The organism is Lacipirellula limnantheis, from assembly GCF_007746075.1.
In the GTDB taxonomy this organism is placed as follows: Bacteria; Planctomycetota; Planctomycetia; order Pirellulales; family Lacipirellulaceae; genus Lacipirellula; species Lacipirellula limnantheis.
Map to the genome: position 1 here is coordinate 5,509,526 of NZ_CP036339.1, position 14,717 is coordinate 5,524,242.

Sequence of the window (14,717 nt, forward strand, 5' to 3'; positions counted from 1 at the left end):
GGCTTTCTTGTCGCTCCGGCGGGTCGTTGACCCGCGGCTACTTATGCGCTCACAAAGTGGGGCGCGGGGCGGCGTTGGCCTTTCACCGCGTCTTCGAGCGAGGCGAAGTTCGGCAGCGCCTGGTCGAGGCGGCAGAAGCGCAAGGCTTCGGCGCACTCCTTCGACAAGCCGCAAAGCCGGAGAGCGCCTTCGCGTTCCAGCACGCGTTTTTGGAGCATCACGAGTTGGCCCATCAGGTGGCTCGGGATCGCGGCCAGGTCGTTCATCTCCAGCACGAGCCGGTAGACGAAATGGCGATCGGCGAGCGACCAGATCTTGTCGGCCATGCCGGCCGGCGCCTGCTTTCCGGGGCGCAGGCGAAGGACCAACCAATCGGGGCCGCGCGACACGTCGACGCCCCACTCTTCACATACGTCTGCCATGACAAACTCCGACCGCGAGGTGTTCCCTCCCTGGGAACTCCGCCGCCTCGCCAAGAAATGAGCCAGCCGCATCCGAACGGCTAGCTTTGATGAGCGCGCGGGAGTTGCCTCTCCCGCCAGCGTTGGCCTTCATGGTAGAAGTTTTGAGCGGACACGGCAATCTCGATTGAGAAGTCCGGGAAAATGGCGGGATAAAACTGTCACAGAGAATGGAGAAGCCGCGGGTCAACGACCCGCCGGAGCGAGTGCGCAGAAGATCTATGATTTAGGATTTCTGATGTGATTGGGGTAAACGCATCACGTCAGCAAATCATAAATCAGCAATCATCCATTTCCCTTCTGGCTCCAGCGGGTCGTTGACCCGCGGCTACTGCTAGCACGTTACGCCTTGAGCATTTCGGCGATCGTTCGGTTGGCGACTTCGAGCGCTGCCGGGAGCTTGGCTGGGTCCTTGCCGCCTGCCTGGGCAAGGTCGGGGCGTCCGCCGCCGCCGCCGCCGACCGCGGCCGCCACGGGGCCGATCCATTTGCCGGCGCTGAGGCCGCGCTCCTGCAATTGCTTCGAGATGCCGGCGACGAGCGTCACCTTGTCCTCGCCCTGCGTCGTGGCGAGCAACACCGCCGAGAGGGGCTGCTTCTGGCGGATCTGGTCGATCAGCTGCCGCATGAGGTTCGGTTCAACTCCGGGCAGGTCGGCGACGACGACGGTAACGCCCCCCTCGGTGGTCGCTTTCTCCAGTAGCGAGTCGGCCGAGAGCGGGCCGGCCGCCTCGCGCTGGGCGAGCCGTTGGCCGAGCGATTCGACTTCGCTGGCCATCGCCTCGATCCGCTCCGCGACGCCGAGCAGACCGACCGACATGCGGCGGGCGGCTTCGCCGAGGATCGACTTCATCGATTCGGCCGTGTCGCCGGCGACCTTCTTCACGGTGGCCTGGGCGGCGACGAGGTTCGGCTTCACGCCCGCTTCGAGGGCCCGCTTCAGTTCGCGACGTTTCTCGATAAGGGCTTCGACGGCGTGCGGCAGATCGTAGCCGGCGACGCCAAGCTTCTCGGAGGCCCGCTTCACTTCCGCTTCGATCCGCGCGCGGTAGTCGGTCGCCTTCTTGCCAGTAAGGGCGATGATCCGCCGTGTGCCGGCGGAGACCCCTTCTTCGCTGAGGATTTCGAACGCGCCGACCTCTCCGGTGTTCGTCAGATGGACGCCGCCGCACAACTCGCGGCTGAAGTCGCCCATCGAGACCATGCGGACCGGGTCGGGATACTTCTCGCCGAAGAGCATCATGGCGCCTTGCTTGCGGGCGTCGGCGAGCGGGAGCGTTTCCCACTTCACCGGAGCGCCGGCGGCGACGCGTTCGACGACGTCTTTCGCAATAGCGGCGAGCTGCGCGCTTTCGACCGGGCTGAGGTTCGTGAAGTCGAACCGCAATTCGTCGTCGGTCACCTTCGAGCCTTGCTGCTGGGCGTGCGAGCCGAGGTTCTTCTGCAGGGCGTAGTGGAGGATGTGGGTCGCCGAGTGGGCGCGGCGGATTGCATCACGGCGGGCGTCGTCGACCGTCGCGCGGACCTTGGCGCCTTCGCGGATCGTGCCCTGGCGGAGGTGCCCGATGTGGACGATCAGCGCGCCATCTTTTTGCGTGTCGATGACTTCGAACTCGAAGCCGTCGCCGACGAGCTTGCCGACGTCGCCGACTTGGCCGCCGCTTTCGCCGTAGAACGGGGTGCGGTCGAGGATGACGCGGACGGCGTCGGTGACTTGGGCGCCTGGGGCGGGGACGCCCCGGCTCGCTGACATTGCTTCGTCGAGCTTGTCGACGAGGTGATCGTTCGGCGCCTTGCCGGTGATGATCCCCTTCACGACCGCGTCGGCGACGGTGGTGTCGTAGCCGAGGAATTCGGTCGAGTGGAGGGCGTGCTTGAGCGAGTCGATCGGGCCCTTGGCGCCCATGACGGTGTGCTGCACCTTGCCCGAGGCTTCGCCATGTTCCTCCATCGACTTGCCGTAGCCTTCCCAGTCGAAGGCGAGGTTGTGCTCGGCGGCGAGCGACTCGAACAGCTCCGGCGGCACGCCGTAGGTTTGGTACAACTCGGCGGCGACGGCGCCTTCGACCCGCGTGCGATTGTCCTTGCGCATGTCGTCGAAGGCCCGCTCGATGCGGTTGAGGCCGGCGTCAATCGTGCCGAAAAAGTTCGCTTCTTCCTTCTCAATGACGCTGGCGACGCGCTTCGCAGTTTCAGCAAGTTCGGGATACGGGCCCTTCATTGCCGCGACGACGGCGGGGACGAGCTTGTGCAGGAACGGCTCATGGAGGCCCATCTGGTGGCCATCGAGCACCGCGCGGCGGAGCAGCCGCTTCACGACGTACTTTTCCTTCTGCGGACCGGGGTAAACGTTCTCGTGGATCGCGAACGTGCAGGCCCGGACGTGGTCGGTGATGCGGCGGCAGCGGCGGCCGTTGTCGCTATCGAGTTCGTACTTCACGCCGCAGACTTCCGCGGCGGCCTGGACGATCGGGAAGAGCGTGTCGATGTGGTAGTTGGTCGGCACGCCTTGCAGCGTCGCGGCCGTGCGCTCAAGGCCCATGCCGGTGTCGATGTTTTTCGACGGCAGCGGGCGGAGGTTGTTCGGCGGATCGCCGACGCGGTTGAACTGCGTGAAGACGAGATTCCAAATCTCGACGCTCTTGCCTTGGTCGGGATGGAAGTAGATTTCGCTGCAGGGGCCGCAAACGCCGTCTGGGCCCTGGCTGGGGGCGCTCGCGGGCCAGAAGTTTTCGTCCTCGTCGCAGCGTTCGATGCGGTCGACCTTCAGGCCGATGTCCTTCGCCCAGATGCCGGCGGCTTCGTCATCGTCCTTGTAGACGGTGACGGTGAGTCGCGAGGGGTCGATGCCGAGCCACTTCTTGTCGGTGAGAAATTCCCAGGCCCAGTTGATCGCTTCGCGCTTGAAGTAGTCGCCGAAGCTGAAGTTGCCGAGCATCTCGAAGAACGTGTGATGGTAGGCGGTGCGGCCGACGTTTTCGATGTCGCCGGTGCGAAGGCACTTCTGGCAGCTGGTGGCGCGGGTGAACTCGAGCTTGATCTTCCCCAGGAAGTGGTCCTTGAACTGGTTCATCCCGGCGGGGGTGAACAGCACGCTCGGGTCCCAGGTGGGGACAAGCACGTCGCTGGCCACACGGCGGTGCCCCTTCGACACGAAGAATTCGAGGTACTTTTCGCGGAGTTCGTCGGTTTTCATGAGGAGGGAAGCAGGCTTTAGGCTGGAGACTTTAGGCCGTAGGAAGACCGAGAAAAGGGGCTGCGAGCGCGTTCCCTACTCAGCGAGCCGGGGCGTCCTAGCCCCCGGCGGTCCCAACGACCGGCGTAAACCGGTCATGATATCGGCGGGGGGTGAGTTTGACACTACCGGTTGGGAGGCGCGTGAGGGCGCGGCGGTTCACGGACCTCACGGTGAGACGAACCTAACGAGCGGGACTGGACTGGTCGCTTAAGCGACCAGTCCGAACTGCTTGGCAGCCCGCCGCGCGGGCGGGGCTCACCGGGCGAGGCGACTTGGTAAACCTGACGCGGGGCTAGATGCCGAGATTCGCCAGCGCGGCGGCAACCTGGTTCACTGCGGCGGTGACTTGCGGGTGCTCGGCTTCGAATTCGAGGATCGAATCTTGCAGCTTGCCGCCGAGTGATTCGCTTTCCGCGGCCGGCAGGTCGTCGCCCGCTTCGAGTTGGCGGTGAATGTCGGCGATCGTCGCCAGTAGGGACTGGCGGGAAGCGTCGTCGAGGGTGTTCGCGCATGAAAGTTCAGCCTGCAGCGTGTGGAGGGCGTCGCGTACGCGGTTCTTGTCCATCGCGTGGCTTTCGATTCTTGGCAAACGAAGGTGAACTCAGGGCGACTCCGACGGCGGCCCTGAAATCATTATACGACATCCTTGAGAGCGCAAGTACCCGCGCGGTCGAGGTTGAGAATACGAACTACCAAGGCACCAAGAACAAAAAGACGCACGAAGAAAGGCAAAATGAAGCAAGAAATTCCGGGCTTTGTCGCTGACTGTTCTTTCTCCTCGCTGAAATTTCTTGGTGCGACTTCGTGCCCTTTGTGCCTTGGTGGTTTAGCTTTGCAGGCGGCTCAATTGAGCGGCCGGATCTTGATGTTCCGCCAGCGGCATTTCTTACCCTCGGGGTAGCTGCCGCCGCCGTGGACTTGGACGGCGATCGAACCCTTTTCGGTAAGGGCCTTTAAAACCGCCTCTCGATCGTACTGCGGAATGTCAGCGGTGGCGGCATCGAACACGGCAACCTGCTGGCCGTTGAGGGTGGTGGTGATCTTCGGATACTTGCCACCCTCGACGCGGACGAGGAAGTGATTCCAGTCGTCGATCTTCCACGCTTCGAGCCACTCGCCGGGCGAGCAGGAGCTGATCAGGCCGACCTCGCCCGCTGCGTGCGGATCGATCGTCTTTAGCGCGACCAGCTTGCCGTCAGTTTCCTCGCCTTGCAGGCTGAACGCGCGAGCGAGCCAGCCGCCCGTCGCTTCGCCGTAGAAGTGGCCGATGTTCCCGCCGTTGTAATAGTCGACGGTCATCTGGATGCACTCGCCCTTGTCGGTGGCACGCAGGAAGAGGCCGGAGTCGACGCCCCATGACGGCTTCATTTCAAGCGAGAGCTCGAAGTCGCCGAACTTGCGATCAGTGAGCAGGATGCCGCCGTTGCCGGAGCCGGGAGGATCTTGCTCGCCGGCGAGGACGCCGCCCGGTTCAACGGTCCACTGGCCGCCGGTGCCGTGACCAATCTCTTCGGGATTCTTGTGCCAGCCTTTGAGCGTTTTGCCGTCGAAGAGGGTGATCCAGTCGCTGCCGGCCGGTTCGGCGGCGTGAACGGAGCTAGCGAGAACTGCGAACGAAAGGGCCAAGAGGCAGTGGCGAGCGAGCTTCACGATGAGGTCTCCACGTCTGGTCCCTCTCCCCCGAGGGGAGAGGTTAGGTGAGGGGTTTTGATATTGGATTTCGTTTCGATGAGGTTGTGGGCGTGGCGAAAATGCTGCGTCGGGAGTCCCTCCCCAAATTGCTTCGCAAGGACTACCGCCCTGCGCACGGGCGGCTTGCAGTCGCCCGTGCTGGGTTGCCCCCTCCCTTCCAGGGAGGGGGATGAAACAAAACTCTAAACTGCCGCGGCCTCGCGCACCAGTCGCGGCGGGACGCCGATGTCGATGACGCGGAGTTCGCCGACGTACGGCTTGGCCTGCGGCAGGAGAAATCCGGGCTTGGCGGCGACGAACGTGGTCGTCAGATCGGATTGCACGGTAGCCGGGGATGGCTGGCCCGTATCGCAATCGAGACCGCTGGGGAGGTCGACTGCGAGGCGGCGGGCCGGCTGGGCGTTCATCCAGCGGATGGCCGTGGCGAAGGGCTCGCGCGGTTCGCCGGCGGCGCCGGTGCCGAGGAGGGCGTCGACTAGCCACGCAGCGCCGGCGGCATGTTGGTTCAATGGCGATTCGAGCGGGCCGCGCGAGACGTCGACGATCGGCACGTCGGTGTGCTGCAGGATGGCGAAGTTCGCTTTCGCGTCGCCGGTTAGTTCGTCCGGCGAAGCGAGGAGCAGCACGCGAGTCGCGACGCCGCGAATCTCCAAATGCCGCGCCATCACAAAGCCGTCGCCAGCGTTGTTTCCTTTGCCGCAAAGGATGACGACTTGGGAAGCGGCGTGACGCTGACGACTTTCAGCTAGCCGGAGGGCCACGCCCTCTGGGTTGGCAGTGGCGAGTCGCTCGGCGCCTCCGCCCGGACCGCGTGGCGGTCCGGCTAGGGGAGAGCTATTCTCGTCGAGCAACGACGGATCGAACGCCAGCAACGCGTCGACGGCGCCGCGGCCGGCGTTCTCCATCAGGACGAGGCCGGTCATGCCGTAGCGCTCGATCGCGAGCGCGTCGACGCAGCGGACTTGGTGGCGGGTGAGGACTGGCGGCGCCATGCCGACAGTCTAACGCTGTAGCCGCGGCTCAACGAGCCGGGAGTAAATGTCGAATGGCGAATGCGGAATGGCGTATGTAATTCTGCTGATACGCTCTACACAAGCGACAGCCCTCATTCCCCATTTGCAATCCCCATGGGGTGTTGCTCCGGCCGGTCGTTGACCGGCGGCTACTGCTACGGAATTGCGAACGCCGCTCCGGTCACGGCTCCGGCCTGGAAAGCCGCGGCCCGCCAGGTGAAGCCGAGCGGTTCGATCATGTACGGAGCGCAACTGCCCGGGCGGTAGTAGCCAAGGGCATAGTCACACTCGTTCGGCGTCTGCAGGCCCATCTTGTACGGTAGGATCGGAATCGTGCCGAAAAAGTGAGCCCCTGAGACGAACGGTTGCAGCACGGGGCCCCAATCGTGGCCGTAGCGTTCGAGTTGCACTTGTTCAAAGTAAAGGGGCTTGTGGCAGAGGCCCGAGGCTTTCCACATGTAGGTGACCGGCGCCCAGTTGCGCGGCTGAAACTGCGGCCGACGCCCTTCGCAGGCGAACGGGAAGTCTTCGCCCGGCAGGCCCTGCTGGCGAATGTCGAGGCTGATGTTTTTGATGCTGTCGGCCCGCACGGCGTCGTAAAGCTTGTCGCACTCGGCGAGCGATTCAAGACGCTCTTGCTCGATTTGCTGGCGGCGTCGCTCCAACTGCTCGGCCGTTGGCGGCGGAAGCGGCTCGACGGCGCCGCCGTACGGGAGGCCGCGGTCGTCGCGTTCGGGAACGTTGCGTTCGGGAAGTTCGTACGGTTCCGTTTCGTCCGTCTCTTCCGCTGGCGGCGACGGGGCATCGATGTCGGGTTCGGTGGGGGCGATCAGTGGCTGGGACGATCCGGGCCGCTCTTCCAAGGCGGGTGGCGCCGCTGCGGCGGGGGCGTCGACTTCGGGGTCAACGACCGTCTCGGGCTCAGGATCGGCTGCGTTCTGAGCGCCGGCATCAGGAGCTTCAGGTCGATTGCCCAGTCCGCGCTCGGTTTCGCGGCGGAGCAGCTCGCGATCTATCGCTTGCTTGGCTTGTTCGAGTTCTTCGACAGCGGACGACTCGTTGTCGACGGCAGGCTCGTCGGCGGGCGGTGGCTCGATGGTCGGCTCTTCGAACGCCTCTTCGAGGCTTGGCGCGGGGAAGGAATTCGGGCTGATTGGCGGTGGACCGGCCGCTTCGGTAGCTGCATCGTCGAAAGGATCATAGGCGGGCTGCGACGGAGCGGGCGCGGCGACCGGTTCGGTCGCCGGCATCTCGGCTTCGAACGGATCGAATTGGTCGCCGCCTTGTGCGACGCGTTCGCTCTCGCGACGCACCAGCACGCTGCGCGGGCTTTCTGGCGCAGCGGCCGCCTGATCAACATCCTGCCATGCAGCGACCTGCTCCGCCGCAGGCGCGGCGGCCACGCTGCGCGCCGATCGCCACTGGAGCTCCCCTGCCCTGCCGAAGGCGCCCGCGAGCGCGAGCCAGCAGCCCAGCGTCGCCGCGGCGACGCTAGTTCGATTCCGCGGATTGGTATTCCGCCGTGTAGTTTGGCGCTTCCTGCGTGATGGCAATGTCATGGGGATGGCTTTCCCGCACGCTGGCCGGCGAGACCTGGACGAACCGGGCCTGCGTGCGCAGCTCTTCGATGGTTCTCGTACCAGCGTATCCCATGCCGGCCCGGAGGCCGCCGATCAGCTGATACAAAAATGGACTCAGCGGTCCCTTGTAGGGGACGCGCCCTTCGACTCCTTCGGGCACCAGCTTGCCGTTGCCCGCTTCCTCACCGCTTTGGCGATACCGTTCGCTGGAGCCTTTGACCATGGCGCCTAGAGAGCCCATCCCCCGGTATGCCTTGTACGTTCTTCCTTGGTAGAGGACTCGTTCTCCGGGACTCTCATCGAGGCCCGCCAACAGGCCGCCCAGCATAACGACGCTGGCGCCGGCGGCGATGGCCTTGGTGATGTCTCCCGAGTAACGAATCCCTCCGTCGGCGATGATCGGCGTTTGCGAATCCTTCGCCGCTTGTGCTGCGTTGTAGATCGCGGTGATCTGCGGCACGCCGATCCCCGAGATCACGCGCGTCGTGCAGATCGAACCGGGACCAATGCCGACTTTCACGGCGTCGGCGCCCGCTTTGATCAGGTCGCGGGCGCCGTCGAACGTCGCCACGTTGCCGGCGACGACGTCGATGTCCCAGCGTTTCTTGAGCTCTTTGACTGTTTGGATGACGTTGGACGAGTGACCGTGGGCGCTATCAACCACCAGGAAATCGACCCCTTTGTCGATCAGGCTGGCCGCCCGATCGAAGTCGAAGACTCCGATCGCGGCGCCGACGCGGAGACGGCCGTGAGCGTCCTTGGACGCCTGAGGGAACCGCCGCATCATATCGATGTCTTTGATGGTGATGAGCCCCGTCAGTTTGTAGTTTTCGTCAACCAGGAGGAGTTTCTCGACCTTTTCTGCCATTAAAATCTTCTCAGCTTCCGCAAGCGTTACAGTCCCCGTGGCCGTCACGAGTTGCTCGCGGCGGGTCATTACGTCGGAGACCGGCTGATTGCTGTCTTCGAGAAAGCGGAGATCACGGCGAGTGATGATGCCTGCTAGCTTCCCGGCGGCGTCGACGATCGGAACGCCGGAGACGTTTGAGTGCTGCATCAGCGCCCGCGCCGAGGCAACGCTAGCAGTGGTCGGCATCGTCACGGGATCGACGATAATGCCGTTGGCGCTGCGTTTGACCTTGTCGACCTCCTTGGTCTGATCCTCGATCGACATGTTCTTGTGGATGACGCTTAGGCCCCCCTCCTGGGCCAGGCCGATGGCCATCCGGTGCTCGGTGACGGTGTCCATCGGCGAGCTGAGAATGGGGGCCCGCATTTCGATGCGGCGGGTCAGGCGCGTCGCGACGCTCACTTCGGATGGGACGACCTCGCTGTAGCGAGGTTCGATCAGTACGTCGTCGAACGTGAGTCCCGTGCCAATGAGCTTGTCCTGCATGTGGCCCCCAGCGGTCTCTGCGGCGGTCGAAAGAATCCCGGATTATTGCGGTATTTTTTCCTGAAGACAAGCTGCCGCCACAGGCTAGCGCCCCGCCGGAGCGGCGCGTGGGCCGAGAATTACCCGCAGGCGGCGTCTTGCCGTTACGCCCATTGAGCCGCGGGCAGAGCCCGCGTTCCCGCCGCAGGCGGCGTGGCTAATGGACGCGGTGGCATGGCAGGCGTCCGGAAAGTTCAAGGCGCGCGATCCTTACAACCGGCGCCAGCGGACTGGCAAGCCGCAGCAGCACGGCATGGGCATCTAGATCACGGCGCCATCCGCGGTAACCGTCAGACGCCTAGTGCTATCTTTAACTGGTTGTCGCTGTGAGCGTTGCGCTTCATACTGAACTCGTCTGGCGGGCAGCCGGGCGGCTCAGGATTGAATCGCACCGCCATCGCTCGCCCGTCAGATTCCGCACCGTGCGGCGCGTAGCATCTGCAAGCTGACGGCGCTTCATCCCATTGACGCGGCGATCGCTTGTGTCGCGATTCAATTTGAAAGGACATCTCCGATGAAACGCATGCTCTTTTCGCTATTGGCCGTGGCCGCTCTGTGCGTCGCCTGCGAGTCGGCCCATGCCCAGTGGGTGGTGCAGCCGACGACCGTGTGGAGCCCTGTCGTCGTGCCAGGACCAGTGGTCCAGCCGATGGTGATTCAATCGGGCCCCGTCTTCGCTCCGGCGCCTGTGCCGGTGACGACCTTTTATCGGGCGCCAATCGTGACGATGCAGCCCGTACCGCGGGTGGTGACGCGCTACCGCCCGATTTTGGGCGGTTCGGTGTCGCGGGTCCGTTATGGTTGGGCTCCGGTGGCATTCTAGGCCGACGCCCTCGTCATTCTGAGTGAAGCGAAGAATTTAGTCGCTCGCTTGATTCGCTAGTTCCTTCGCTCCTCTCAGGATGATGCACAAAATCAAGCCTCGACGTTGCGATGGCACGCCCGGAGGGGGATGTCTGCGGCGTCGAGGCTCTTTCTCTGTAGCAATCGCCCCCGTCGTTCGCTGATTGACGGTAGGTATGAGCATGCGAGAATCCATTGGGGGACGCTAACTGCCAATCGGGCGGCAATCGCCAGTTAACTCACGAATCCGCCATCCCATCTAACCCCGTCGCTTGCGACGGGAACGCGGGCTTCGCCCGCGGCTAAATGGCCGCAACGGCATGGCTTACCGGTCCAGCTTCCATACGCATCGAACCTCCGAGCTCTCGCCTCCGAACTCTGACCTCCGACTTCTTCCCTCCTGATGGCTGAACTCAAGACATTCGTGTTCACCGACATCAGCGGCTCCGTCCGGCTCAAGGACGAGATGTCGGGACGGAGCGTCACCGAACGTGATGTGGCCTTCATCACGTCGATCCTCACGCCGCATCGCCAGCGGATCGAGGCGAGACTTGCCGAGTTCGGCGGACGCGTCGTCTCCACGGCCGGCGACGGACACTTCCTGGTGTTCGATCATACGGTCGAAGCGGCGCAGTGGGCCGTCGACGTGCAAAAGAGTCATGAGGCCGCTCCGATCGTCACGCCAAAGGATGAGCATGTCGAAGTGCGAATGAGCATGCACGTCGGCGTGCCGCAGATCGATCCGGGCGATCGTGACAACTTCGTCGGGAAGACGGTCGACTACGCTGCGAGGCTCAATGACTATGCCACGGGCGGCCAGATTCTGGTGAGCCGCAGCGTGATGGCCATTCTGGAAGACGTCGGGCTGGAGGGCGTGCGGCTGCACCTGCAGGGTCGGAAGAATCTGAAGGGGATCGGCAACGTCGAAATTCATGAATTGCTCTACGACGACCACGGGCCGCGGCCGATGCGTAATCAGCCGAAGTCGCACACCGAGCGACAGTGGACGGTGGTGCCGACGCAGGGATTTGAACCGGCTCACGCGGGGGGGAGCGTTGGCGTCGCCGGTCACACGGCCTTGAAGCGCGTCGGCAACTATGAACTTGAAGAGGTGATCGGCTCGGGCGGGATGGGCGACGTTTACAAGGCGCACCACACGCAGTTCGGGCGGGTGCGCGCGGTCAAAGTGATCAAGCCGCAGTTCGTCGTCGCGGGGCATCAAGACGTCATCCGCCGGTTCTACAACGAGATCAAGGCGGTCGGGCGACTCGAACACAAGAATATCGTCGTGGCGATCGATTCGTCGTCGCCTGACGACATGCTTCATTACCTGGTGATGGAGTTTATCGAGGGCCTGAGCCTTGACGAGATGGTGACCCGTCACGGTCCGCTGCCGGTGGCCGAGTCGTGCGAGATCATTCGCCAAGCGGCCCGCGGCTTGCAGTACATCCACAAGCACGAAATGGTCCACCGCGACGTCAAGCCGTCGAACTTGATGGTGACGCTGGTCGACGCCGATCAAATCTCCGGGGATTCCACGCTCGTTGATCATGAAGACGGCGAGCGGGCGGTGGTGAAGATTCTCGACCTGGGCCTCGCATTGCTGGCCGTCGATAGCCAGGATCGGCTGACGCGATTCGATCACAAAGCGATGGGGACGGGCATGTACATGCCGCCCGAGCAATGGAAGACCACCAGCGTCGACATTCGCGCCGACATCTACAGCCTCGGATGTACGCTGTACCACCTGCTGGCAGGGAACCCGCCGTTTTTCGACTCCGATTTACGTCCTGAGAAAGCGCACGAGAAATCGGCCGTACCGCCGATCCACAGCAGCATGCAGCCGCTGCCGCGCAAGCTGTGGGACGTGCTGCAGAAGATGCTGGAGAAGCGACCGGAAGATCGGTATGACTCGCCGGCCGAGGTGGCCGCGGCGCTCGCGCCGTTTGCGGAAGGGCATCAGCTCGCGGCGCTCGTGCGGAACATCGAAGGGGACGACGGGCCTTCGCATGCGACGACGCCGACCAAGCCAAACGGCAATTCAAAGGCGGAGACGTGGCGGTCGCGGTCGCGGTTCGGTTCGGCGAATTTGTTTCCCACGCCGCGGTTTGTGCTGACGAAGGCGCTGCCGTTGCTGTTCCTGGCATGCGCGCTGGGCGGCTTTTACTGGATGGTCATGGCGAGCCGAGCTCACTTCCGACAACGTGAGACGGATATTGCGCGGACGAACTTAGCCAGTTATGCGCGTTCGGCGGCGAAGGTCGCCATGCCGCAAGAGTTGACCAAGCGGTTCAGCGCCCTGACGACGGCGGCCAGCGACGAGAAGCTGATCGCCATGGTCGACGCGATCGACAAGAAACCCGAGGACGAAGCTCTCTACCCGCCGCTCCTCGACTGGATTAAAGATTTGCCGTACGAACATGGCAAAGACATCGCGGCGGAGAGTTGGTTCATCCAAGACGCTCAAGGGGTGCAGATCGCCCGCTGGCCAAAGGACGACGGCAGTTACAAAAAGGACTATTGGTATCGCGATTATTTTCACGGCAAAGGCAAAGAACCTGATCGAAACGACCCTGTCGCGAAAGCGGCCACGAAGCCAATCACGGAGCCACACCTGTCATGCGTCTACTCTAGTTCCACGAGCAAACTGCTGAAGGTCGCCTTCTCGGTTCCGATCTGGAAGCCGATCGTTGACGCGGAAGGCGAACCGGAGTTGAACGAGAATGGAAAGCCGCGACGCGAGGTGATCGGCGTGCTGGCGATGTCGGTGAACCTGAAAGACTTCACCGTACTCGACAAGTCGATGTCGGGCGGCAGTCAGGTGATGCTGATCGACCTGCGAGACGACTGGGTGGCGCCGACGAAAGATCGCGGGTTGGTCTTGCACCATCCTGAGATGGATGAAGGAAACTTCGTGCGGCTCGACAAGGAGTTGCTGGAAAAGATCGACGCGGCGAATCCATGGAAGGCCGAGGACTTTGACGGCGAGAAGCATTTTCTCACCGATTATTTCGATCCCGTCGATGGCGCCAGCGGCAAGAAATATTGGGGCGTTTTCGAACCGGTGCGCTACGAGATCGATCAGGGCGCCGGGGACAATACCGATCGCTTCGGTTGGATCGTGCTGGTGCAGCAGCCTATGGACGAGTAGCCGCGGGTCAATGACGGCGGCTACTTTCTGGAGCGCTGCACGTACAGGTCAATCACCCCTGCCGCGATATGCTGGGCGAGCGTCGTGAGCAGCACCACGAGGATCACCCGCGGCTGATCCTGCAGAAACGACCCAGCCAGCACCAGGGCGAGGCCAGTGTGCTTCATGCTCAGCCCGAAGGCGAGCGCGATCCAGGTCGGCCGCGACAGGCCGAAAAGTCGAGCCTGCAATGTCGCCAGGACGATGCCGACGAGGCTCACCGCCGTCGCCATCACCGCGGCGATGAGGATCACCATCGGCCGTTCGCCGGTCCAGATCTGGGCGATCGCCAGCGACGCATTGGCGTAGTTGAGCACCAGGATCGTCACGAGGGTGATCAAGCGGAACCAGGGTTTGGCCCGCGCAATTCGCCGCTGCCCCGCCAGCCAAGCCGCAGCCGCTCCGGCGAGCGATGGCAAGATGACCCAGAGGATGAACTTTGAACCGGAGAATTGCGTGACGATTTTTTCAATTCGTTCGACGTCGTCGGGCGAAAGGGCCCAACCCATCAGTTTCAGCACGTTCGGCGTGGCGACAGGGCTGAGCAAAATGGAGAGCACGATCAGTGCAAGGCTCAAGGCCACGTTGCCGCCGGCATTCTGCGTCCAGCCAGCCGAGGAGTTGGCGACGGGCATCGCCGCCACCACTGCGAAGCCGACCATCATGCCGGCGGTCGCGTCGTGCATGTCGAGCCAAGGCAGCAGCGGCCCGAACGCCAGGACCACGAGCGCCGGGCCGAGCCAGGCAGTGAGCAAGCCGACGACGACGACCCACGGACGTTCGAGCAGATCGTTGATTTGCGACCACTGGATGACCGCGGCGGCGCAGAACAGCAGCACGGCGAGCAGTAGCATCGACGCCCGCTCTTGGTGTCCGCCCGGAAAGGTGACGGCGAACTCGCGGATGACGGAGCCGGGCCCCGGCAGCAAGCCCGACAGCAGATAAGTAGCGAGCAGGGCCCCGAGGAAGTAGCGATGGAGCCAGTGCGCCCACGCCGCGACTCCGACCTGGACCTCGCGGGGGCTGCTATCAATCGACGCCATCGCTGCTCAAAAAGGGCGAAAAAAGGTGCGGGTAATCTCCAGGATAACAGATGGCCGGTGGCGTTTCAGCGGCGATTTGCCGCATCGTCGCGGGTCGCGGCGGGTCAAGCCGTTCCGGAGCGTCGGGTTGTAGCGATTCGTCGTTCGCCGCTTTGTCGGACATCTCGTTTACCCGCGACGCGATCTTGGCTAGCCGAATCCTTTCCAAATCTTCACGAACTTC

10 protein-coding genes are annotated in these 14,717 nt (G+C 63.4%); 2 read left to right on the forward strand and 8 right to left on the reverse strand.

Annotated features, from left to right (window positions below):
- Positions 1–41 precede the first annotated feature (41 nt).
- From I41_RS21430 to guaB, 7 genes are all read right to left on the reverse strand, one after another.
- Positions 42–422, reverse strand: a complete 381-nt coding sequence (locus I41_RS21430; RefSeq protein WP_145434949.1) for an STAS domain-containing protein — start codon at positions 420–422, stop codon at positions 42–44.
- Between the two features lie 381 nt (positions 423–803).
- The gene (gene alaS, locus I41_RS21435) at positions 804–3,656 is read right to left on the reverse strand and encodes an alanine--tRNA ligase (protein WP_145434950.1); all 2,853 of its coding nucleotides are present in this window, start codon (positions 3,654–3,656) and stop codon (positions 804–806) included.
- Positions 3,657–3,990: 334 nt separating this feature from the next.
- Positions 3,991–4,263: a DUF4404 family protein gene (locus I41_RS21440; protein WP_145434951.1), complete on the reverse strand. Its 273-nt coding sequence runs from the start codon at positions 4,261–4,263 to the stop codon at positions 3,991–3,993.
- 278 nt (positions 4,264–4,541) lie between these two features.
- Positions 4,542–5,348, reverse strand: coding sequence for a 3-keto-disaccharide hydrolase (locus tag I41_RS21445; protein ID WP_168207078.1), 807 nt, complete (start codon positions 5,346–5,348; stop codon positions 4,542–4,544).
- Positions 5,349–5,572: 224 nt separating this feature from the next.
- A complete protein-coding gene (locus tag I41_RS21450; protein ID WP_145434953.1) occupies positions 5,573–6,382 on the reverse strand; it encodes an NAD(P)H-hydrate epimerase in 810 nt (269 codons plus the stop codon).
- A gap of 176 nt (positions 6,383–6,558) precedes the next feature.
- Positions 6,559–7,962 carry a hypothetical protein gene (locus tag I41_RS21455; protein ID WP_145434954.1) on the reverse strand — a complete coding sequence of 468 codons (1,404 nt, stop codon included), beginning with the start codon at positions 7,960–7,962 and terminating at the stop codon, positions 6,559–6,561.
- On the reverse strand, positions 7,895–9,379 hold the full coding sequence (gene guaB, locus I41_RS21460) for an IMP dehydrogenase (RefSeq protein WP_145434955.1): 1,485 nt from the start codon (positions 9,377–9,379) through the stop codon (positions 7,895–7,897). The genes I41_RS21455 and guaB overlap by 68 nt, the downstream gene beginning before the upstream one ends.
- A gap of 553 nt (positions 9,380–9,932) precedes the next feature.
- On the opposite strand from guaB, the gene I41_RS21465 reads away from it, so the two are divergent.
- Positions 9,933–10,241 carry a hypothetical protein gene (locus I41_RS21465; RefSeq protein ID WP_145434956.1) on the forward strand — a complete coding sequence of 103 codons (309 nt, stop codon included), beginning with the start codon at positions 9,933–9,935 and terminating at the stop codon, positions 10,239–10,241.
- Positions 10,242–10,664: 423 nt separating this feature from the next.
- The gene (locus tag I41_RS21470) at positions 10,665–13,412 is read left to right on the forward strand and encodes a protein kinase domain-containing protein (protein ID WP_145434957.1); all 2,748 of its coding nucleotides are present in this window, start codon (positions 10,665–10,667) and stop codon (positions 13,410–13,412) included.
- Positions 13,413–13,432: 20 nt separating this feature from the next.
- Here I41_RS21470 and I41_RS21475 read toward each other — a convergent pair whose 3' ends face one another.
- The gene (locus I41_RS21475) at positions 13,433–14,494 is read right to left on the reverse strand and encodes a bile acid:sodium symporter family protein (RefSeq protein WP_145434958.1); all 1,062 of its coding nucleotides are present in this window, start codon (positions 14,492–14,494) and stop codon (positions 13,433–13,435) included.
- Positions 14,495–14,717: the final 223 nt, after the last annotated feature.

Bases quoted from the DNA above. Each gene is read 5' to 3' on its own strand.
- guaB (WP_145434955.1), bottom strand. From the start codon at position 9,379: ATGCAGGACAAGCTCATTGGCACGGGACTCACGTTCGACGACGTACTG.
- I41_RS21470 (WP_145434957.1), top strand. From the start codon at position 10,665: ATGGCTGAACTCAAGACATTCGTGTTCACCGACATCAGCGGCTCCGTC.
- I41_RS21465 (WP_145434956.1), top strand. From the start codon at position 9,933: ATGAAACGCATGCTCTTTTCGCTATTGGCCGTGGCCGCTCTGTGCGTC.
- I41_RS21455 (WP_145434954.1), bottom strand. From the start codon at position 7,962: ATGACATTGCCATCACGCAGGAAGCGCCAAACTACACGGCGGAATACC.
- alaS (WP_145434950.1), bottom strand. From the start codon at position 3,656: ATGAAAACCGACGAACTCCGCGAAAAGTACCTCGAATTCTTCGTGTCG.
- I41_RS21440 (WP_145434951.1), bottom strand. From the start codon at position 4,263: ATGGACAAGAACCGCGTACGCGACGCCCTCCACACGCTGCAGGCTGAA.
- I41_RS21450 (WP_145434953.1), bottom strand. From the start codon at position 6,382: ATGGCGCCGCCAGTCCTCACCCGCCACCAAGTCCGCTGCGTCGACGCG.
- I41_RS21475 (WP_145434958.1), bottom strand. From the start codon at position 14,494: ATGGCGTCGATTGATAGCAGCCCCCGCGAGGTCCAGGTCGGAGTCGCG.
- I41_RS21430 (WP_145434949.1), bottom strand. From the start codon at position 422: ATGGCAGACGTATGTGAAGAGTGGGGCGTCGACGTGTCGCGCGGCCCC.